This is a genomic window from Mycobacterium sp. TY815, from assembly GCF_030755135.1.
Taxonomy (GTDB): domain Bacteria; phylum Actinomycetota; class Actinomycetes; order Mycobacteriales; family Mycobacteriaceae; genus Mycobacterium.
This window is the reverse complement of record NZ_JAUFRX010000001.1, coordinates 1,030,884-1,050,722: the sequence shown is the minus strand read 5'-3', so window position 1 is coordinate 1,050,722 and position 19,839 is coordinate 1,030,884. Positions and strand designations below refer to the sequence as shown.

The window sequence follows — 19,839 nt, the reverse complement described above, 5'->3', positions numbered from 1 at the left end:
CGCCTCAGCTCAAGAAGTTGTTGACGGCAGTGCCCAGGTCCGGTCCGGCCGAGGTCGGCAGGTTCTGGTAGTTGCCGCCGCTGAGCCGGGCGACCGCCTCCCAGGTGGCGCGGTCCGGATCCGCACCGAAGTCGATCACGTTGACGGCGACGGGCCTGGCCGGGTCTGCGCTGTTCTTGATGAAATCCTGCAATCCGGGACCGTCGAGGCTCTGGTCGGTGTGCGGGCCCGCGGTGATCACCAGAATCGAATTCTGTTGGCCTGCACGGTAATTGGCCAACATCTCCTGGTAGATCATGCGCAGCGTGGTGAACGACACGGCTCCGCCGCCGGACGAATACTGTTTGTCCAGCGCGGCCGCCAGCGCCGTCGAGCGGGGCTGACCGTTGACCTGATCGGCCAGCGGCCCGGCCGGCACTTCGGCGCGTCCTTCATGCCCGTCGAACGTCCACAATCCGATGACCGTGCTGGGCGGCAGCGCCTTGATCCGGCTGTCGAGCGCGGCGATCACATTCGCCAGCCGGGTCTTGCCGCCGCCGTCGTCGTTCGGCAGCGACTGGTCGAGCATGATCGTGGCGGCGACCCCGGTCGACGGGGTCGCCATGGTGTCGGCCAGGGTGGCGCGCAGGGCGTCGTCTCCCACCGAAAGGGTGGAGGGCAGCGCCGCGAAACTGGTCACCGGGCTGCTCGGCGGTGCGACACCGTTGACCCGGAAACCGGCCTTGGCCAGCTTCGCGAGTTGCTCGGGGGTGTGCATGTACCGCGCGAAGGCGCTGGCGGCAGTGGTCTGTTCCTGCTTCAGCCAGGAGCCGCTGAGCAACACGGTCGGATAGTCGGCCACCGGGACCGCCCCGGGCGGAGTCCAGGATCCCAACTTGCTCTTGGCATCCTGCAGCGATTGGCCGCGCGCGAACAACTGCTGCTCGGTGGTGATGACGGCATGCACCGGAGCGGCCGCCACCTCCTCGGCCTTGGTACCCGGCTTGAGTAGGGCGTTCATCGCCTCGTTGAGGGAATCGTCGGGCAGTTTGGGTTGCCCACCCACCAGCGTGCGCACAGCGGCGCTACCGGATGTCGGCGGCGCGCCGGGAGGTGCCGACGCCGCGGCGATGGCTTCTCCGGCCAGGAACGACGCGTCACCGTTGCCGCCGACCGGCAGGGCCAGCCGCAGCGATCCCCAGTTGCCCATGGACGTCGGGTTCGATTGCAGACCAGGCAGAGCCGCCCAGTTCTGTTTGGACAGGGGCTGGCTGAACTCGGGCCGGATCGCCAGCAGCACCGGCGAGGTCACCAGCGAGCGACTGTCGCTGATGATCTTCTGCCCCGCCGCACCGGACAGCCGGGCCGCCGAGACGGAGCTACCGGGAATCCACAGGCCGGGCTGGCTACCCAGCTCAGCCGGCCACTTGCCGATGAAGCCGCTGATGACGGCGTCGGAGTTGGCCGATTTGACCGTGACGTCGACGCAGCGATCGCCGATGGGTCCCGCTTGCTTGTTGTAGCCGTCGGCGAGCTCTTTCACCTGGTCGGCGATCGAGGGGTCGGCCAGGACGGCGACGGCATCTTTGCCTCCTACGCAGTTCGCGGCGGCCGTGTGCGAACGGTGCGACAACGCGTCTCCGAAGAACTGCCACAGGATCACCCCGGCAACCACGACGACGACGGTGACCAGCGCGACGATCACACCGATGCTGACACCGCGCCGGCCGCCGGCACTGCGGTGCCCGCCCTGCCAATCCCGCAGACCGCGGTGGCTGGCCCGGAACAGCGGCGGCGGGGGAGTTGCCGCCGACGGCTCCTCGGCCGCCGGTTCCTGCGCAGCCGGCGGTTCGGCGCCGCCCGGGCGGTACCCGAATTCGGGGTAGTCGTCGGCAGCGGGTTCCGCGTATTCGTCCTCGAACCGGCCCACACCCCAGGTGCCGGCGGGCGGTTCGGTGGCAGGTGGCTCGTCGGACGGGCGTCCCTCCGCGAAGGGACCGGGCTCGTCATACTGACCGGGCTGGTCAAACCGCTCGGGTTCGTTGAACTGCTCCGGTTCGTCGAACCGCTCGGGCTCGCGATCGGGTAGGGAATCCCCGGAGTCGGGCTTGCTGTGCCTACCCATGCCGGTGTCTGCGTCCTTTCCCTGGAATCGTGTGCAGGTTGCCGCCCGTCAGGGGCACATCACGCACCCGCGCGAGCCTTGAACTCCCGACGACGCCGGTGCAGGATCGGCTCGGTGTAGCCGTTGGGCTGCTGGCCACCGGACAGGATCAGTTCCTGGGCAGCCAGGAAGGCGATGCTGTCGTCGAAGTTCGGCGCCATCGGCCGGTAGGCCCGGTCGCCCTCGTTCTGCTTGTCGACGAGCGGCGCCATCCGCTCCAGGCTGGCCCGCACGTCCTCGCTGGTGATCACCCCGTGGCGCAGCCAGTTGGCCAGCAGCTGACTCGAGATGCGCAGGGTGGCGCGGTCTTCCATCAGCGCGACGTTATGGATGTCGGGCACCTTCGAACAACCGACGCCCTGTTCCACCCAACGCACCACGTAGCCCAGGATCGACTGACAGTTGTTGTCGACCTCCTCGCGAATCTCCTCCGGCGCCCAGGCCAGCTCCTTGGCCAGCGGAATGGTCAGCAACTCGTCCAGGGTGGTCCGCTTCTTGCCCGCGAGTTCGTCCTGGACTGCCGAGACGTCCACCTGGTGGTAGTGCATCGCGTGCAGCGTGGCCGCGGTGGGCGAAGGCACCCAGGCGGTGGTGGCGCCGGCCTTGGGCTGACCGATCTTCTGCTCGACCATGTCGGCCATCAACTCGGTCATGGCCCACATGCCCTTGCCGATCTGAGCCTTGCCCTTGAAGCCGGCGGCCAGACCGGTGTCGACGTTGGCGTCCTCGTAGGCCTTGATCCAGGTGCTGTTCTTCATCGCGCCCTTGCGGATCATCGGGCCGGCTTCCATCGAGGTGTGGATCTCGTCGCCGGTGCGGTCCAGGAATCCGGTGTTGATGAAGACGACGCGGTCGGCGGCGGCCTTGATGCAGGCCTTGAGGTTGACGGTGGTCCGCCGCTCCTCGTCCATGATACCGACCTTGAGGGTGGCCTGCGGCAATCCGAGCACGTCCTCGACGCGGCTGAACAGCTCGCAGGTGAACGCCACTTCTTCGGGACCGTGCATCTTCGGCTTCACGATGTACACCGAACCCGTGCGGCTGTTCTGCAGCGGTCCGTTGTCGTCACCGGTGCGCAGACCGTGGATGGCGATCAGCCCGGTGAACAGCGCGTCCTGGATGCCCTCCGGAACCTCGTTCCCGTCGGCGTCGACGATGGCGTCGTTGGTCATCAGATGACCCACGTTGCGCACGAACAGCAGGCTGCGACCGGGCAGTGTCAGCTCCCCGCCGTCGGGCGTGGCGTAGGTCCGGTCCGGGTTGAGCACGCGGGTGAAGGTCTTGCCGTCCTTGCTGACCTCTTCAGACAGGTCGCCGCGGTTCAGGCCGAGCCAGTTGCGGTAGCCGAGCACCTTGTCATCGGCGTCGACGGCGGTCACCGAGTCCTCGAAGTCCATGATCGTGGTGATCGCAGACTCCAGGATCACGTCCTTGATGCCTGCGGCGTCGGTCTGGCCGATCGGCGACTGCGGGTCGATCAGGATCTCGATGTGCAGGCCGTTGTTGACCAACAGCACCGACCAGCTCGGTGAGCCCAGCTCGCCGGAGTAACCGACGAACTTCTCGGGGGCGGCCAGGCCGGTCGAGTCGGATCCCAGCGCAACCTGCAGCTGGCCGTCCTCGATGCTCAGGCCCGTGGCGTCGGTCCAGGAGCCCGAGGCCAGCGGCACGGCGCCGTCGAGGAACTTGCGGGCGTAGGCGATGACCTTGTCGCCGCGCACCTTGTTGTAGCCCGAGCCCTTCTCGGCTCCGTCGTCCTCCGGGATGACATCGGTGCCGTACAGCGCGTCATACAGCGAGCCCCACCGCGCATTGGCCGCGTTGAGCGCGAAGCGCGCGTTGAGCACCGGCACCACCAGCTGCGGACCGGCCGTGGTGGTGATCTCGTCGTCGACGCCGGAGGTGGTGATGGTGAAGTCGTCCGGTTCCGGCTGCAGGTAGCCGATCTCGGTGAGGAACTGCCGGTAGGCGTCCTGGTCGACCGGCGCGATCACCCGCTGCTTGTGCCACCTGTCGATCTGGGCCTGCAGCTCGTCGCGAGTCGCCAGCAGTTCCTGGTTGCGGGGGGTGAGGTCGGTGACGACTTTGTCGACACCCGCCCAGAAGCTGTCCGGGTCGATACCGGTGCCGGGCAGCGCCTCGTTGTTCACGAAGTCATAGAGCACCCGAGCCACGCGCAAGTTGCCTTCGGTCACCCGATCGGTCATTGTTCTCCTCCGTAATGGCCTTACCGGCCCCTCACCAACCTCGCCGAACCACGTCCAAACCGGCCGACTAGCTACCCTCAGACTACCGATGGGTAGCTCGACGAGCCTAGCCCGGCCGACCCTCAATGCCAGGTCACGGCGCGCTGACTGCTTCGCCCGCAGCAACGCGGCGGGCCATGTGAATCGCTTTCTGGCAACGCGGACACAGGGGATTTCGTTCCCTGCAGCACTTGTCTGGTACCCGCGGCCGCTCAGATCATACGGGCTTGTCGATCACTCCCGGGGCGCGCGGTCGCGCATGCTGCCGACGAGGTCCTCCACCAGATCCTCCAGCGCCACCAGCGCGACCACTTCACCGTCATCGGCTGTCACCAGCGCGAGGTGGCTGTTGCTGCGGCGCATCCGCGACAGCGCCTCCGGCAACCCCAGCGCCTGCGGAATCGTCGGCAGCGGACGCACCAGCGCCTGGCCGATCACCGTGTGCGGATTGTCACCCAGGGCAAGCACATCCTTGATGTGCAGATAGCCGATGTAGTTGCCGGCAGCGTCGACCACCGGAAAACGGGAGTAGCCCGTTTGAGCCAGAGCCTGCTCGACGGCGCCGATGGTGGGTCCGGTGCCGGCCGCGGCCACCGGGACCGCGTGCACTCGCGCCAGTGGAACCGCGACGTCTCCGACCACCCGGGTACGTACCCGCAGTGCGCGGGTCAACCGGACGTGCTCCTCCTTGTCGAGCAGACCTTCCGACAGCGACTCGGCAATGAGCTCCGACAACTCCGCGGTCGACACCGTGATGTCGAGTTCCTCTTTGGGTTGCACGCCCAGCAGCCGCAGGATCCCGTTCGCGCATTTGTTGTAGAAGACGATGACCGGCCGCGCGGCGCGCACGTAGGGCAGGTAAGCCGGGACCAGCAACATCGCGGTGCGTTCGGGACCGGCCAGTGCGATGTTCTTGGGCACCATCTCGCCCAGCAGCACGTGCAGCGTCACCACCAGGCCCAACGCCAGAATGAAAGCCAGCGTGTGCACCAGGGCGGGATGCACGCCGGTCAGCTCGAACGCCGACCGCAATAACGAGGCGACCGCAGGTTCGGCGATCCGCCCGAGCAGCAGCGAAGCCACCGTGACGCCGAGTTGAGCGCCGGCCAGCATCGCGGGCAGCTGCTCGCCGGCGCGGATGACGGTGACCGCACTCGCCCTGCCCTGCTCGGCCAGTGCCTCCAACCGGTCCCGGCGGGCGGAGATCATGGCGAATTCCGCGCCGACGAAAAAGGCGTTGAGCGCGATCAGCAGGATCGCCAGCAGCACCGCCACGATCGAGTTCATCGCTCGTCCCCATTCGACCGGGGCAGTTCCTTGAGTTCCAGCAGGTCCAGCCGACGACCGTCCAGCCGGACCACCTTGGCCTGCCAGCGCATCGTTTCATCGGGCAGCCCGTCCCGGTTCAGGGCGGGAATCTCGACCGTCTCGCCGGCCACCGGCATGTGCCCGAGCTCGCGCAGCACCAGGCCGCCGATCGTCTCATACGGGCCTTCCGGAGCCCGGTAGCCGATCGCGGTCTGCACTTCGTCGATGCGCAGCAGACCCGACACCCGCCACCCGCTGCCGTAGGCCACCACGTCCGGCGTCGCGTCGTCGTGCTCATCGCGCACGTCACCGACGATCTCCTCGATCAGGTCCTCGACCGTCACCATGCCCGCGGTGCCGCCGTACTCGTCGACAACCATCGCGGTCTGCAACGAGTTGGCGCGGATCTGGGCCATCACCGCGTCGCCGTCCAGCGTGGAGGGCACCACGGCGACCGGTTTGGCCACCGTCCGCAGCAGGGTGCGCGCCCGTTGCGCCGCGGGCACCTGGAAGGCCTGCTTGACGTGCACGATGCCGACGGTCTCGTCCAGGTCACCCTGCACGACCGGGAAACGGGAGAAACCGGTGGCGGCGACCGCGGCAACCAGATCGACGACGGTGTCGTCGGTCTGCAGGGCGACGATCTTGGACCGCGGGGTCATCAGCTCCTCGGCGGTTCGGGTGCCGAACTGCAGTGAGCGGTGCATCAGCGACGCGGTCATGTCGTCCAGCGAGCCGCGCCGTGCCGAGGTCCGTACCAGCGAGACCAGTTCCTGGGGCGTGCGCGCCGAGCGCAGCTCCTCGGCCGGTTCGATACCCAGCCGCCGCACCAGCCAGTTCGCCGCCCCGTTGGTCATCCGGATCGCCGGAGTGAACAGCACCGAGAACAGCCATTGCGGCAACACGACGGCGCGAGCGGTCCGCAACGGACGCGCGACGCCCAGGTATTTGGGCACCAGTTCGCCGAACACCATCGACACCGACGTCACGACCACCAGCGCCAGCACGGTGGTGATGGTGTCGGCCAGTTTGTCGGAGACGCCGATCGCGTCCAGCCACGGATGAGGCAGCGCGGCGACCAGCGGCTCGGTCAGATAACCGGTGGCCAGCGTCGTGATCGAGATGCCCAACTGTGCGCCCGAGAGCTGGAACGACAACCTGCGGTGGGCCCGTCGGATCAACCGGTCCCGGCCGCCCCCGCTGCGCGCGTTGGCTTCCACGGTGCTGCGGTCCAGCGCGGTCAGCGAGAACTCAGACGCGACGAAGACCGCGGTGCCGAACGTCAGTGCCAGAATGGCCAGCACGCTCAGCACGGTGCCGGAATGGTTCATCAGCCCTTCACCAGCCGGTGGGCAACGGATGCCCTTCAGCGAAGCCGGCGGCGGACTGCACTCCGACCACCGCCCGCTCGTGCAATTCCTCCAGGTTCGCGGCGCCCACATAGGTGCATGTGCTGCGCACGCCGGAAGTGATGTGGTCGATCAGGTCCTCGACGCCGCCGCGGTCGGGGTCCAGCCCCATCCGGGACGTGGAGATGCCCTCTTCGAACAGCGCCTTGCGCGCCCGGTCGAACTGACTTTCCGCACCGGAGCGGGCGACCACGGCCCGCTTGGACGCCATGCCGTAGCTCTCCTTGTACGGCTGGTTGTCTCGGTCACGCATCAGGTCGCCCGGCGATTCGTAGGTGCCGGCGAACCACGACCCGATCATCACATTCGAAGCTCCGGCGGCCAGCGCCAGGGCCACATCGCGCGGGTGCCGGATTCCGCCGTCCGCCCATACGTGGCCACCCAATTCCCTTGCCGCTGAGGCGCATTCGACCACCGCAGAGAATTGCGGGCGACCCACGCCGGTCATCATCCGGGTGGTGCACATCGCGCCGGGCCCGACGCCCACCTTGACGATGTCGGCACCCGCCTCGAGCAGATCCCGGGTCCCCTGCGCCGACACGACATTTCCGGCCACCAGTGGCACACCCAGATTCAGCGCCGCGACCATCTTGATCGCCTCCAGCGTCTTGACCTGGTGTCCGTGCGCGGTATCGATGACCAGGACGTCGACCCCCGACTCGGCCAGCGCCTGAGCCTTGGATGCGACCTCGCCGTTGATGCCGACCGCGGCGCCGACCCGGAGTCGGCCGCTGCTGTCGAGCGCGGGACTGTAGATGCCGGTGCGGACGGCGGAGGTGCGCGTCAGCACCCCGGCCAGGGTGCCGTCGGTGTGGGTCAGCACCGCCACAGCGATCGGCGCGTGTTCGAGCAGATCGAAGATCTTGCGCGGGTCGGTGCCGGCCGGCGCCGTGACGAAATCCGTCACGGCGATGTCGCGCACCCGGGTGAATCGGTCGACGCCGACGCAAGCCGATTCCCGGACCAACCCGATGGGCCGGCCCTCGAAGGCCACCACCGCGACACCGTGGGCGCGCTTGTGGATCAGCGCGATCGCGTCGGACACCGAGTCGTCGGGCGCCAGCGTCACGGGAGTGTCGAGCACCAGGTCGCGACTCTTGACGAATTCCACCGTCTGCCGCACCGCCGGGATGGGTAGATCCTGCGGGACGATCACGATCCCGCCGCGGCGGGCCACCGTCTCGGCCATACGCTTTCCCGCCACCGCGGTCATGTTGGCGACGACGACCGGGATCGTGGTGCCGGAGCCGTCGACGGTGGACAGGTCGACGTCGAACCTCGACGCGATATCGGACCGGCTCGGCACGATGAACACATCGTTGTAGGTCAGATCGAATGCCGGGCGGTGCCCGTCCAGAAACTTCATCGTCTCTCGCTAGGCAGGAACTTCACTTCGGTCGCCGCTCCACAGGGTGTGGAACTTCTTGCCGGACTCCTCATCGATGCGCCCGTAAGTGTGCGCACCGAAGAAGTCGCGCAGGCCCTGGGTCAGCGCGGCGGGAAGCCGTTCGGTGCGCAATCCGTCGTAATAGGACAGCGCCGAGGAGAATCCCGGAATGGGGATACCCAACTGGGTCGCGGTCACCACCACCCGCCGCCAGCTGTCGATGGCAGCTTCGATTGCGCTGCGAAAGTAGGGGGCGACGATCAGGGACGGCAGGTCGGGGTCCTCGTCGAATGCCTCCTTGATGCGGTTGAGGAACTTCGCCCGGATGATGCAGCCGCCGCGCCAGATGGTCGCCAGGTCACCCGGCGTGATATCCCAGTCGTATTCGGCACTGCCGGCCTGAATCTGGTTGAAACCCTGCGCGTAGGCGATGATCTTCGACGCGTAGAGCGCCTGCCGGACGTCCTCGGTGAACTGTGCTGCATCGCTCGGCTTGTCACCCAGTTCACCGGAGGCCAGGCCCGTCGTCGCCTTGCGTTGGGCCACCGAACCCGAGAGCGCGCGTGCGAACACTGCCTCGGCGATGCCCGTCACCGGCACGCCGAGGTCGAGCGCCGACTTCACCGTCCAGCGGCCGGTGCCCTTCTGTTCGGCCTCGTCGACGATGACGTCGACCAGTGGCTTACCGGTCCTGGCGTCCGTCTGACGCAGCACCTGCGCGGTGATCTCGACGAGGAAGCTATCCAGATCACCGGAGTTCCATTCGTCGAAAACGTCGGCGATCTCGCCCGCCGACTTGCCCAGACCGTCGCGCAGCAGTTGATACGCCTCGCCGATCAGCTGCATGTCGGAGTACTCGATGCCGTTGTGCACCATCTTGACGAAGTGGCCCGCCCCGTCGGGGCCGATGTGCGTGCAGCAGGGCACGCCGTCGACGTGCGCGGAGATCTCCTCGAGCAGCGGGCCGAGCGACTCGTAGGACTCGGCGGGTCCGCCGGGCATGATCGACGGCCCGTTCAGCGCGCCTTCCTCGCCACCGGAGATGCCGGCGCCGACGAAGTGCAGACCACGCTCACGAATGGCCTTCTCCCGGCGAATGGTGTCGGTGTACAACGCGTTGCCGCCGTCGATGATGATGTCGCCCTCTTCCATGGCGTCGGCGAGCTCATTGATGACGGCGTCGGTGGGGTCGCCGGCCTTGACCATGATGATGACCCTGCGCGGCTTTTCCAGTGCGGCAAGGAATTCCGGGATCGTCTCACTACGTACGAAGTTGCCGTCGGAGCCGTGCTCGTCCAGCAGCGCGTCCGTCTTGGCCACCGACCGGTTGTGCAGCGCCACGGTGTAGCCATGCCGGGCGAAGTTGCGGGCCAGGTTCGATCCCATCACGGCCAGCCCCGTCACACCGATCTGTGCGGTCGCGGTCTTCGAATCCGACGAACTCATGTCCTGCCTCTCAGTCGGGCCCAGCAGTGGGAGAACCGGGAAAACCTAGGAAACCTGGGAAATACTGTCGCACAGCGGCCGCGCCAGCGTTCCACGACGCTCGGCTCGGTGCCTACGAGGCGACCAACCGGTGCAGCTCCGTGAGCCACGGTACGGCCAGTGCGATCGTGGGCACCACCAGCACTGCCGCGGCGGTCAGGTAGGCGCCTGCCGACAGCAGCGGGCTGTTGCCCCGGCCGGAGAGCCGCCGGACCCGCAATACGGTGCTGGGTCCTCCCGCCGCCAGTGCACCCGAGGGTGCGCGACCGGAAGCACAGGCCACCAGGGCGCGGGCCAGGGGAGTGCGACCCACCGTGCGCACCGCGGCATCATCGGCCAGCAGCTCTACGAGCAATTGCACGGCTCCCAGCGCGTTCGCGCTGCGCACCAGGCGTGGGAACGCGGCATGCACGGCCGTGAACGCTTCCAACACCAGGTCGTGGCGGGCCCGTAGGTGAGCCCGCTCGTGGGAGAGGATGGCAGCGACTTCGGTGTCGGCGAGTGTTTCCAGTGCGCCTTCACTGACCACGACCCGGCTGCGCACCCCGGGCAGGCAGTAGGCGAGGGGTTGCTTGACGTCTAGGACCCGCAGGTCACGGGCCCTGGCGCAGGGCTGGCACAGGGCGGAATCATGGCTGACGCCAACCAGGTCGACAACCATCCGATGGTGCGCGCGGCGCCGCCGGGTGGCGATGGCCACCCGCACCACGGCCACCATCAGGCGCGCCCCTACCAGCACGGTCAGTGCGAAGACGGTCACGTAGGCAGCCCACAGCGGCCAGCCCAGGCGACTCTCGGCATCGACGATGCCGGCGGTCGGCCGCCCGTCCGGGCCGGGCATCAGCAACCGGCTGGCGATGGCGATACCGGCGCTGAAAGTGGACAGCACCGCCGCGAGCGCGATCGCCTGCCAGAGCACCATGGCGGCCCGGGGAGCCCGCAGCGGCCACTTCGCGCGGGACAGGACTGCCGGTGTCGGCCCAGCCAGCAGCACCGCAAGGATGGTGAAGGCCAGCGCAGACACGCTGTAATTCTCCCTCAGTCGTCGGCCGGAGGTCCAGCGGATAGCGAATTGCGTTGGTTTGCTTCGAGTTCGGCGAGCGCCCGGCGCAGCGCATCGGCCTCGTCCGCACCCACCCGCTCGACGAAGTGCACCAGCGCCGCCTGACGACTGCCGGAGTCCTCGGCCTGGGCAAGCGCGTCGACCATCAACCCGGCCACCAGTTCGTCGCGCCCGTGCACCGGCGCATATCGATGGGCCCTGTCATCCCGGATCTGGGACACCAGGTTCTTCTTCGCCAACCGTTGCAGCACGGTCATGACGGTCGTGTAGGCCAGGTCGCGCTGCGCCGACAACGCCTCGTGCACCTGGCGAACAGTCTGAGGTTCCGGCGTGGACCAGAGGTGGTCCATCACCGCGCGTTCTAAATCCCCCAGCCGCGTCAGCTTGGCCATAGTTCATCTCCTGAGCGTTAGAACCAGCGTACTCCGGCTTACTACCGAGTGTCGTACCCATCGGGCCGTCGATTCACCACACTACGCAACCGACGCTTGCGAAATTAGGGCAGCCTTGCCTATGCTGAACCCGGTCGAGCGAAGACGGCAGCGGAGAGTCCTGAGGGCTGCAGCGACCCCGCGCCTCCTCGATCGGCGAGCCCCGTGCCATGTGTACGGGGCTCGCCTGTCTTCAGGGACCGTTGCACCAATGGTGTAGACACAAAGCGTGTCATCAGCGCCCGAGCAGGAATTCGTTGCAGCGTTCGACAATGAACTGGGTCTGCAATTCACCGAACTGACCCCTGACAGCGCCCGCGCGCAACTTGAGGTCAAGCCGAAGTTGCTGCAGCCGATGGGCCTGGTCCACGGCGGCGTCTACTGCTCCGTGGTCGAAAGCATGGCCAGCGTGGCCGCCTACACCTGGCTGGCCGCCAACGGCGGCGGCAATGTGGTGGGGGTCAACAACAACACCGACTTTCTGCGCGCCATCAAGTCGGGCATGGTCTACGGCAAGGCCGAACCGATCCACCGCGGCCGTCGCCAGCAGCTGTGGCTGGTCACCATCGCCGACGAGGATGACCGACTCGTGGCGCGGGGTCAGGTGCGCCTACAGAACCTCGAGGCCTGATACCGCGTCGCGCGCGACTTTCAGCGAGCTTCGCTGTCTCACAACACAATTCGCCGTAGGAGTCGGCACCAGGATGTTGACGCCGGCCGACGGCGGAACGCAGGCCGCCTGGCAGGGCGATCGGCTGACCGGCTAACTGGCCTTTCGCGTCACGGCCCCGGAACTGCGCGCCTCGGCCGCAGCCTCGGCGAGTTGTTCCAGCCGCGTTCGCGCGAAAGCCTGCTGGTCGGTGATGGTCAGCTGACCCCGCCGGGTGCTCAGGAAGGTCACGGTCCACGACAGCAGTGTGGCGACCTTGGTCTTGAACCCGACCAGGTAGACAAGGTGCAGCACCAGCCACATCAGCCAGGCGATGAACCCGCTGAACTCGAGCGGGCCGATCTTGGCGACCGCGGAGAACCGCGACACCGTGGCCATCGAGCCCTTGTCGAAGTACTCGAACGGCTCCCGCTCGGACGGGTCGGCCCCCGCCAGCTCGGCCTTGATGTTGTTGGCGACGTACTTGCCGCCCTGAATGGCTCCCTGCGCCACGCCGGGAACACCCTCGACCGCGGCCATGTCGCCGACGACGAAGACGTTGGGGTGCCCGGGTATCGACAGGTCGGGCAGCACCTGAACCCGGCCGGCCCGGTCGAGTTCGACGTCGGACTGCTCTGCGAGGTCGCGGCCCAGCCTGCTGGCGGACACCCCGGCCGACCACACCTTGCAAGCCGATTCGATGCGCCGCTCGGTGCCATCGGCGTCCTTGACCGTGATGCCATTGCGGTCCACGTCGGTGACCATCGCGCCCAACTGGATCTCGACGCCCAGCTTCTCCAACCGCGCGGCGGCCCGCTCGCCCAGCTTCTCTCCGAAGGGAGGCAGCACGGCCGGCGCGGCATCAAGCAGGATCACTCGCGCTCTCGTCGAATCGATATGCCGGAACGCGCCTTTCAGGGTGTGCTCCGCCAATTCGGCGATCTGCCCGGCCATTTCGACGCCGGTGGGACCGGCGCCGACGACGGTGAAGGTGAGCAGCTTGGCGCGCCGCTCCGGGTCGCTGGACCGTTCGGCCTGCTCGAAAGCACTCAGAATTCGGCCGCGCAACTCCAGCGCGTCGTCGATCGTCTTCATGCCGGGTGCGAATTCGGCGAATTGGTCGTTGCCGAAATAAGACTGGCCGGCGCCGGCCGCCACGATCAAGCTGTCGTAGGGCGTCTCGTAGGTGTGTCCGAGCAACTCCGAGATGACGACTTTGCGAGCCAGGTCAATGTGGGTGACGTTGCCCAGCAGCACCTGCACATTGCGCTGCTTGCGCAGGATGACGCGGGTGGTCGGCGCAATCTCACCCTCGGAGATGATGCCGGTGGCGACTTGGTACAGCAAAGGCTGGAACAGGTGGTGCGTAGTGCGCGCGATCAACTTGATGTCGACGTCAGCGCGCTTGAGCTTCTTTGCCGCCGTGAGTCCGCCGAACCCCGATCCGATAATGACGACACGGTGTCGCTGACGCGGTTCAACTGTGGGTTCTTGTTGCGGGCTCATGTTCTCGCTGCTCCTGACGGATCTCCTCGAGCGGACGACTGCAGTTAGCTATTACCCAAAGCCTAGTCAACCCACCCGCACAAACCCAACCGCGAGCCTGTGTAATTAGCCACACTCAGCGAATTGCCTTAAGTGGCCTCGCTTTCCCTATCCGCCCAGCAGCGGGCGCAGCGCCTCCGCAACGCTGGTGATGGCACCCGGGATGTGACCGCCCGGGATGTTGATGATGGCGCCGTCCAGGCCGGCGGCCAGCACTTTGGCCTCAACCTGTTCGGCGATCTGAGCCGGGCTGCCGATCGCCATGCGGGCCGTCAGATTCTCGGGAAGGTGTTCGGGTTTGGCCTTTTCGTCGACCATCACCGTCAGCATCATGCTGGTTTCCAGAGTGGCCGGGTCTCGACCCACCTCCGCGCAGCGCGCCTTCACGGCGTCCATTTTGCGGGGCAGTTCCGCGAACGCCGCGACGATGTTGAGGTGGTCGGCGTAACGCGCCGCGATGCCGAACGTCTTCTTCTCGCCACCACCGCCGATCAGCACCGGAATCCGTTCGCGGTAACGGGGTTCGGCCATCGCCGACTCGGCGGAGTACCACCGGCCGGAGAACGTCGGGCGCTCTCCCTTGATCATCGGGTCGATGATCTGCATCGCTTCCTCGAGACGGTTGAAGCGGTCGGTGAAGGTTCCGAATTCGAAGCCCAGCTGCCGGTGTTCGAGTTCGAACCAGCCGGCCCCGATCCCCAGCACCGCGCGGCCGGCGCTGACCACGTCGAGAGTGGTGATCACCTTGGCCAGCAGGGTCGGGTTGCGGTAGGTGTTTCCGGTCACCAGCGTGCCGAGTTGCATGCGCTCGGTAGCGGTGGCCAGCGCCCCCAGCGCCGTATACGCCTCGAGCATCGGTTGATCCGGGGTGCCAAGCATCGGCAGTTGGTAGAAGTGGTCCATCACGAAAAGCGAGTCGTAGCCGGCCGATTCGGCTTCCCGGGCTTGCGCGATGACGGTGGGGAACAGGTTTTCGACACCGGTTCCGTAAGAGAAATTGGGAATCTGGAATCCAAGCCGTATAGCCACGGTGACTACCGTAGCTTCCGGCCGCAGACCCGGTTCAGGCGAAGTGGGCGAGTGCGCCGTGACTGACGTGCAGCGTCTGCCCCGTGATGTGGCGGGCCGCCGGAGTGGTCAGAAACAGCGAAAGTCGGGCAATCTCCGCCGCGACCGGTGCGGGCGTACGCGAAAGACCGTCGTAGCCGGCCTGGACGCTACGGCCAGTGGCGACGGCGTTCACCGTGATCCCGCGGGTGCCGTAGACCTCAGCCTGCCCGCTCACCCAGCTGGACACGGCAGCCTTGATCGAGGCGTCGACACTTCCCGCGGGCGGGTTCTCGGTCAGCACGGTGATGATGTGCCCCCCGGAGCGCAGGTGGTCGCCCACGCACTGCACCGTCAGCACCGCCGAGAGCAGGGTTGCGTCCAGCGTCCGCCGCCACGCGGTGGCCGTGTCGGACAACGAGTAGGTGCGCGGGTCGCCGGCGTCCCAGGTAGGAGCCGGGATGTTGACGATGGTGTCGAGGTGATGGGGGAACAGCGCCCGGGCCTCCTGAAGGCTCGCCGGGTCGGTGGTGTCGCAGACGATCGCGTCGACGTCCAGCTCCTTGGCCACGACCTCGAGGTCGCCGCCACGGGCCCCGACCAGAGTGACCTTGTGTCCGTCGTCACGGAAACTTTCGGCTACTGCGCGTCCCAGATCAGTGTCTCCACCGGTGACCACAACCTCCACTGCCACGACCTCCTCGTGCTATGGCGTCAGCGCGGTCCATGTTACTGGACAGTAGCTATTCGACGAAACCACGCGCCGAGGCGACGCGCTGATCAATTGCATAACTATTCGACTGCTTCATCGCGGCGCTAGGTTTGACCGATGCGTCGCATTCAGGTGCTGGCCGGATTTGTGACGATGCTGCTGGTCTGCAGCCTGACGGCGTGCGATTCCGGGTCTCGGCAGTCTCAGCAGTCCCGGTCGGTCGTGGTGTTCGCCGCCGCTTCGCTCAAACAGGTCTTCACCTCGATCGGCGAGCAGTTCCAGTCGGACAACCCGGGTGTGACCGTGACCTTCAACTTTGCGGGTTCCTCGGAGCTGGCGACCCAGTTGATCCAGGGCGCCGGCGCCGACGTGTTCGCCTCCGCGGACACCGCGCAGATGGACAGAGTGGCGCAGGCGGGCATGCTCGCGGCTGCAGCGACGAACTTCGCAGCCAACACCCTGGTCGTCGTTACCGCGCCGGGCAACCCGAAGAACATCGGGTCCTTTGCCGACCTCACCCGTCCCGGGCTGAGCGTGGTGGTGTGTCAGCGACCGGTGCCCTGCGGCTCGGCTACCCACCGCATCGAGGACACCACGGGCGTGCAGCTGCACCCCGTCAGCGAGGAACCCAGTGTCACCGATGCACTGGACAAAGTGATCACCGGTCAGGCCGATGCGGCTCTGGTTTACGTCACCGACGCGAAGAACGCCGGAAGTAAGGTCACAACGGTCGCGTTCCCCGAGGCCGCGCGGGCGGTGAATGTCTATCCGATCGCGGTGCTCAAGAAGGCACCGCAAACGACGCTGGCCGAGAAGTTCCAGGCTGCGGTGACGGGCCCGGCCGGGAGAGGGGTGCTGGACCGGGCCGGCTTCGCCAAGCCCTGAGTAGCGATGTCCACGCCATCCCACCTGCCGCGCTGGGTCTACCTGCCGGCCGCGGCCGGCACGCTCTTTGTCGGCCTCCCGCTGCTGGCGGTTGCGGTCAACGTCGACTGGACGCACTTCTGGGCATTGATCAGTAGTGATTCCTCGACGACGGCGCTGCTGCTGAGCCTGAAGACCGCCGCGGCCAGCACCCTGATGTGCGTGCTGGTGGGTGTTCCGATGGCGCTGGTGCTGGCGCGCAGCCCGTTGCGTCTGGTGCGTGCGCTGCGACCGGTGATCCTGCTGCCGCTGGTGCTGCCTCCGGTCGTGGGTGGCATCGCCCTGCTGTACGCCTTCGGCCGGCTCGGCCTGGTGGGGCGCTACCTAGAAGCGGCAGGCATCAGCATCGCGTTCACGACCACGGCCGTCGTGCTGGCGCAGACGTTCGTCTCGCTGCCGTTTCTGGTGATCTCGCTGGAAGGCGCGGCCCGCAGCGCCGGAGCCGACTACGAAGTCGTTGCGGCGACGCTCGGAGCGCGGCCCACCGCGATCTGGTGGCGGGTCACCCTGCCGCTGCTGGCGCCCGGTCTGGCCTCCGGAGCGGTGCTGGCGTTCGCACGGTCGCTGGGGGAGTTCGGCGCGACACTGACGTTTGCCGGCTCCCTGCAGGGCGTTACGCGCACGCTGCCGCTGGAGATCTACCTGCAGCGCGTGGCCGACCCGGACGCGGCTGTGGCACTGTCGCTCCTGCTGGTGGCGGTCGCGGCTGTGGTGGTGCTCGGCCTGGGCGCGCGCCGGCTGACCGGGACCGACGCGAGGTAGTAGCCGGCGATGAGCGATCTGCGACTGCGTGCGGTGGTGTCCGATCGGGGCCTGGACGTGGATTTCTCGGTGGCCGCCGGCGAGGTGTTGGCCATGCTGGGCCCCAACGGCGCGGGTAAGTCGACGGCGCTGCACGTCATCGCCGGGCTGGTGCGGCCGGACTCCGGTGTGGTGCGGCTGGGGGATCGGGTGTTGACCGATACCGCGCACGGGGTACAGGTGCCCACCCACGACCGGCGGGTGGGGCTGCTGCTGCAGGATCCGTTGCTGTTCCCGCACCTGCGCGTGGTCGCCAACGTGGCCTTCGGACCGCGCAGTGGCGGCGGCATGCTTCCGTCCCGCCGGGCCCGGGAGACGGCGCTGCGCTGGCTGCGGGAGGTCGATGCCGCAGATCTTGCCGACCGCCGACCGCGCCAGCTGTCCGGGGGTCAGGCCCAGCGCGTGGCGATCGCGCGGGCGCTGGCCGCCGAACCGGAGTTGTTGCTACTCGACGAGCCGCTGACCGGACTGGATGTGGCAGCAGCGACGGCTATTCGGGCGCTGCTGCGCGACGTGGTCCGCCGCACCGGCTGCGCGGTCATCCTGATCACTCACGACCTGCTCGATGTGTTCGCGCTGGCCGACCGGGTGCTGGTGCTCGAGTCCGGCAAAGTCGCCGAGGCCGGGCCGGTGGCCCAGGTGCTGGCGGCGCCGAGGAGCCATTTCGGTGCCCGGATCGCCGGCGTCAACCTGGTCGGCGGCACCATCGCAGCCGACGGCACGCTGCACACCCAGTCCGGGTTGCGCTGGCACGGTACCGGCGATGTGCCCCTGGCCCCGGGCCGGCACGCGGTTGCGGTGTTCGCCCCGACGAGCGTGGCCGTCTACTCGGACCCGCCGCACGGCAGCCCGCGCAACACCGTGCAGGTGACAGTGGGCGAGCTGGACACGCGCGGCCCGACGGTGCTGGTGCGCGCGGCCGACCAGGCCGACGGAGCGCCGGGGCTGGCCGCCAGTATCACCGCGGACGCGGCGGCGGAACTGCAGCTCACGCCCGGCCGGCGCGCGTGGTTTAGCGTCAAAGCGGCCGAGGTTTCGCTGTACCCGGCGCTGGACGACAGATAGCGCCGTGACCTCAGATGCGAGACACCGGCTGGGCCTTCCTTGCTTCGGGCCGGCGAGAGGGTAGGTTCGTCGCCATGCACCAGGTGGACCCGAACCCGTCACGCCGCAAGGGATTACTGGCGTCGCTGGCCATCGCCGCGGCGACCGCCGTCACCATTGCGATGCCGGCAACTTCCAGCGCCGACCCAGAGCCGGCGCCTACACCGACTCCCACCGTCGCGCCGCCTGCGTCGCCCGCTCCCGCATCCCCGGCACCGGCCGCCGGGGCTCCGGCGGCCACCCCCAGCCCGTCGGCCACGCCCGCACCGGGTGCCTCGCCCGCGCCCGGAGCCAGCCCCACCCCAACCGCCCAGCCTGCCGACCCCAACGCGGTGCCGCCGCCGGCCGACCCCAACGCCCCGCCGCCGCCTGACCCGAATGCTCTGGAAGCCGGACGGGTGACCAACGCCGTCGGCGGATTCAGCTTCATCGTCCCGCCAGGGTGGGTGGAATCCGACGCCTCCCACCTGGACTACGGATCGGCCCTGCTGAGTAAGGCGGCCGGCGAGGCGCCCATGCCCGGACAGCCGCAGCCGGTGGCCAACGACACCCGCATCGTGCTGGGCCGACTCGACCAGAAGCTCTACGCCAGCGCCGAGGCCACCAACCCGAAAGCCGCGGTCCGGCTGGGATCGGACATGGGTGAGTTCTTCATGCCGTATCCCGGTACCCGGGTCAACCAGGAGACCGTTCCGCTCAACGCAAACGGTGTGTCCGGCAGCGCGTCCTACTACGAAGTGAAATTCAGCGACACCACCAAGCCGAACGGCCAGATCTGGACCGGCGTGGTCGGCACCCCGGCCGGCGCGACGCCTACCGCAGGCCCTCCGCAGCGCTGGTTCGTGGTGTGGCTGGGCACCTCGAACAACCCCGTGGACAAGAACGCGGCCAAGGCGCTGGCCGAGTCGATCCGGCCCTGGACTCCTCCCGCGGCTCCCCCTCCGGAAGCGGTTCCGGGCGCCCCGGCACCGGCACCCGCCGAGCCCGGCGCCCCAGCCCCCGCGCCCGCTCCGGCACCGGCGCCCGCTCAGGCACCGGCCGCGCAGAGCCCGGCGTCGACGCAACCGCGGAGCACCCAACCGGCCTGAAACTTAGGCCGAAACGTTCCTCCATTCGTTACGCAGAAGGCGTATACCGATAGCACGGTCCAGTGACTGAGCTGGACCTGCCATCGGAGAGGAACCTTGATGAACGTCATGGCAGCGACCGAATTTCTCGCCCGCTCCACCACGCTGACCAGCGTCGGATGGATCGGCTACATCATCATCGGCGCGCTGGCGGGCTGGATTGCCGGCAAGATCGTCAAGGGCGCCGGATCGGGCATCCTGATGAACATCGTGATCGGCATTGTCGGCGCGCTGATCGGCGGGTTCCTGCTGAGCTTCGCCTTCGACACCGCGTCAGGTGGCTGGTGGTTCACCTTCTTCACCGCCATCCTGGGTTCGGTGATTCTGCTGTGGCTCGTAGGCATGGTGCAGCGGCGCTGAATTACCCCGCTGTGCGGGGAGATTCGCCGATTCTGCGCGATTGACGGCATACGCACCGGGTACTACGACGGGGTCCCCTCGACAAGTTAATACCCGAA

17 protein-coding genes are annotated in these 19,839 nt (G+C 67.7%); 6 read left to right on the top strand and 11 right to left on the bottom strand.

The window, feature by feature from the left end:
• Positions 1 to 4: 4 nt before the first annotated feature.
• The 8 genes from QXK92_RS04505 to QXK92_RS04470 all read right to left on the bottom strand — a co-directional run bounded on the left by QXK92_RS04505 (position 5) and on the right by QXK92_RS04470 (position 11,433).
• Complete coding sequence (locus QXK92_RS04505) at positions 5 to 2,104, bottom strand: substrate-binding domain-containing protein (RefSeq protein WP_306240473.1); 2,100 nt, start codon at positions 2,102 to 2,104, stop codon at positions 5 to 7.
• Between the two features lie 59 nt (positions 2,105 to 2,163).
• The gene (locus QXK92_RS04500) at positions 2,164 to 4,350 is read right to left on the bottom strand and encodes a malate synthase G (RefSeq protein WP_306240471.1); all 2,187 of its coding nucleotides are present in this window, start codon (positions 4,348 to 4,350) and stop codon (positions 2,164 to 2,166) included.
• Positions 4,351 to 4,623: 273 nt separating this feature from the next.
• Positions 4,624 to 5,676: a hemolysin family protein gene (locus QXK92_RS04495; protein WP_306240470.1), complete on the bottom strand. Its 1,053-nt coding sequence runs from the start codon at positions 5,674 to 5,676 to the stop codon at positions 4,624 to 4,626.
• Complete coding sequence (locus tag QXK92_RS04490) at positions 5,673 to 7,028, bottom strand: hemolysin family protein (protein WP_306240469.1); 1,356 nt, start codon at positions 7,026 to 7,028, stop codon at positions 5,673 to 5,675. The genes QXK92_RS04495 and QXK92_RS04490 overlap by 4 nt, the downstream gene beginning before the upstream one ends.
• Before the next feature lie 7 nt (positions 7,029 to 7,035).
• The gene (locus QXK92_RS04485) at positions 7,036 to 8,472 is read right to left on the bottom strand and encodes a GuaB1 family IMP dehydrogenase-related protein (RefSeq protein WP_306240468.1); all 1,437 of its coding nucleotides are present in this window, start codon (positions 8,470 to 8,472) and stop codon (positions 7,036 to 7,038) included.
• A gap of 9 nt (positions 8,473 to 8,481) precedes the next feature.
• Entirely contained in the window at positions 8,482 to 9,939 is a 1,458-nt protein-coding gene (gene gndA / locus QXK92_RS04480; RefSeq protein ID WP_306240467.1) for an NADP-dependent phosphogluconate dehydrogenase, read from the bottom strand.
• Between the two features lie 112 nt (positions 9,940 to 10,051).
• Positions 10,052 to 11,002: a M56 family metallopeptidase gene (locus QXK92_RS04475; RefSeq protein WP_306240466.1), complete on the bottom strand. Its 951-nt coding sequence runs from the start codon at positions 11,000 to 11,002 to the stop codon at positions 10,052 to 10,054.
• A gap of 14 nt (positions 11,003 to 11,016) precedes the next feature.
• Positions 11,017 to 11,433, bottom strand: coding sequence for a BlaI/MecI/CopY family transcriptional regulator (locus QXK92_RS04470; RefSeq protein WP_306240465.1), 417 nt, complete (start codon positions 11,431 to 11,433; stop codon positions 11,017 to 11,019).
• 268 nt (positions 11,434 to 11,701) lie between these two features.
• On the opposite strand from QXK92_RS04470, the gene QXK92_RS04465 reads away from it, so the two are divergent.
• Positions 11,702 to 12,103 carry a PaaI family thioesterase gene (locus QXK92_RS04465; RefSeq protein WP_306240464.1) on the top strand — a complete coding sequence of 134 codons (402 nt, stop codon included), beginning with the start codon at positions 11,702 to 11,704 and terminating at the stop codon, positions 12,101 to 12,103.
• A 132-nt stretch (positions 12,104 to 12,235) separates the two neighbouring features.
• Here QXK92_RS04465 and QXK92_RS04460 read toward each other — a convergent pair whose 3' ends face one another.
• The 3 genes from QXK92_RS04460 to QXK92_RS04450 form a co-directional block, all read right to left on the bottom strand.
• Positions 12,236 to 13,627 (bottom strand): NAD(P)/FAD-dependent oxidoreductase, encoded by a 1,392-nt coding sequence (locus QXK92_RS04460; protein WP_306240463.1) that lies wholly within the window; start codon positions 13,625 to 13,627, stop codon positions 12,236 to 12,238.
• Between the two features lie 147 nt (positions 13,628 to 13,774).
• Entirely contained in the window at positions 13,775 to 14,695 is a 921-nt protein-coding gene (locus QXK92_RS04455; protein WP_306240462.1) for an LLM class F420-dependent oxidoreductase, read from the bottom strand.
• Positions 14,696 to 14,729: 34 nt separating this feature from the next.
• Positions 14,730 to 15,407 (bottom strand): SDR family oxidoreductase, encoded by a 678-nt coding sequence (locus tag QXK92_RS04450; protein WP_306240461.1) that lies wholly within the window; start codon positions 15,405 to 15,407, stop codon positions 14,730 to 14,732.
• Positions 15,408 to 15,542: 135 nt separating this feature from the next.
• On the opposite strand from QXK92_RS04450, the gene modA reads away from it, so the two are divergent.
• From modA to QXK92_RS04425, 5 genes are all read left to right on the top strand, one after another.
• Entirely contained in the window at positions 15,543 to 16,310 is a 768-nt protein-coding gene (gene modA / locus QXK92_RS04445) for a molybdate ABC transporter substrate-binding protein (protein WP_306240460.1), read from the top strand.
• A 6-nt stretch (positions 16,311 to 16,316) separates the two neighbouring features.
• Positions 16,317 to 17,111 (top strand): ABC transporter permease, encoded by a 795-nt coding sequence (locus QXK92_RS04440; protein ID WP_306240459.1) that lies wholly within the window; start codon positions 16,317 to 16,319, stop codon positions 17,109 to 17,111.
• 9 nt (positions 17,112 to 17,120) lie between these two features.
• Entirely contained in the window at positions 17,121 to 18,215 is a 1,095-nt protein-coding gene (locus tag QXK92_RS04435; protein WP_306240458.1) for a sulfate/molybdate ABC transporter ATP-binding protein, read from the top strand.
• Between the two features lie 74 nt (positions 18,216 to 18,289).
• The gene (locus QXK92_RS04430) at positions 18,290 to 19,342 is read left to right on the top strand and encodes an alanine and proline-rich secreted protein Apa (RefSeq protein WP_306240457.1); all 1,053 of its coding nucleotides are present in this window, start codon (positions 18,290 to 18,292) and stop codon (positions 19,340 to 19,342) included.
• 99 nt (positions 19,343 to 19,441) lie between these two features.
• A complete protein-coding gene (locus QXK92_RS04425) occupies positions 19,442 to 19,741 on the top strand; it encodes a GlsB/YeaQ/YmgE family stress response membrane protein (protein ID WP_306240456.1) in 300 nt (99 codons plus the stop codon).
• Positions 19,742 to 19,839 lie beyond the last annotated feature (98 nt).

Excerpts from the sequence above, each read along its gene's own strand:
- QXK92_RS04425 (WP_306240456.1), top strand. The coding sequence starts at position 19,442 with ATGAACGTCATGGCAGCGACCGAATTTCTCGCCCGCTCCACCACGCTG.
- QXK92_RS04435 (WP_306240458.1), top strand. The coding sequence starts at position 17,121 with ATGAGCGATCTGCGACTGCGTGCGGTGGTGTCCGATCGGGGCCTGGAC.
- QXK92_RS04430 (WP_306240457.1), top strand. The coding sequence starts at position 18,290 with ATGCACCAGGTGGACCCGAACCCGTCACGCCGCAAGGGATTACTGGCG.
- QXK92_RS04500 (WP_306240471.1), bottom strand. The coding sequence starts at position 4,350 with ATGACCGATCGGGTGACCGAAGGCAACTTGCGCGTGGCTCGGGTGCTC.
- QXK92_RS04495 (WP_306240470.1), bottom strand. The coding sequence starts at position 5,676 with ATGAACTCGATCGTGGCGGTGCTGCTGGCGATCCTGCTGATCGCGCTC.
- QXK92_RS04490 (WP_306240469.1), bottom strand. The coding sequence starts at position 7,028 with ATGAACCATTCCGGCACCGTGCTGAGCGTGCTGGCCATTCTGGCACTG.
- QXK92_RS04460 (WP_306240463.1), bottom strand. The coding sequence starts at position 13,627 with ATGAGCCCGCAACAAGAACCCACAGTTGAACCGCGTCAGCGACACCGT.
- QXK92_RS04470 (WP_306240465.1), bottom strand. The coding sequence starts at position 11,433 with ATGGCCAAGCTGACGCGGCTGGGGGATTTAGAACGCGCGGTGATGGAC.
- QXK92_RS04440 (WP_306240459.1), top strand. The coding sequence starts at position 16,317 with ATGTCCACGCCATCCCACCTGCCGCGCTGGGTCTACCTGCCGGCCGCG.
- gndA (WP_306240467.1), bottom strand. The coding sequence starts at position 9,939 with ATGAGTTCGTCGGATTCGAAGACCGCGACCGCACAGATCGGTGTGACG.
- QXK92_RS04485 (WP_306240468.1), bottom strand. The coding sequence starts at position 8,472 with ATGAAGTTTCTGGACGGGCACCGCCCGGCATTCGATCTGACCTACAAC.
- QXK92_RS04505 (WP_306240473.1), bottom strand. The coding sequence starts at position 2,104 with ATGGGTAGGCACAGCAAGCCCGACTCCGGGGATTCCCTACCCGATCGC.
- modA (WP_306240460.1), top strand. The coding sequence starts at position 15,543 with ATGCGTCGCATTCAGGTGCTGGCCGGATTTGTGACGATGCTGCTGGTC.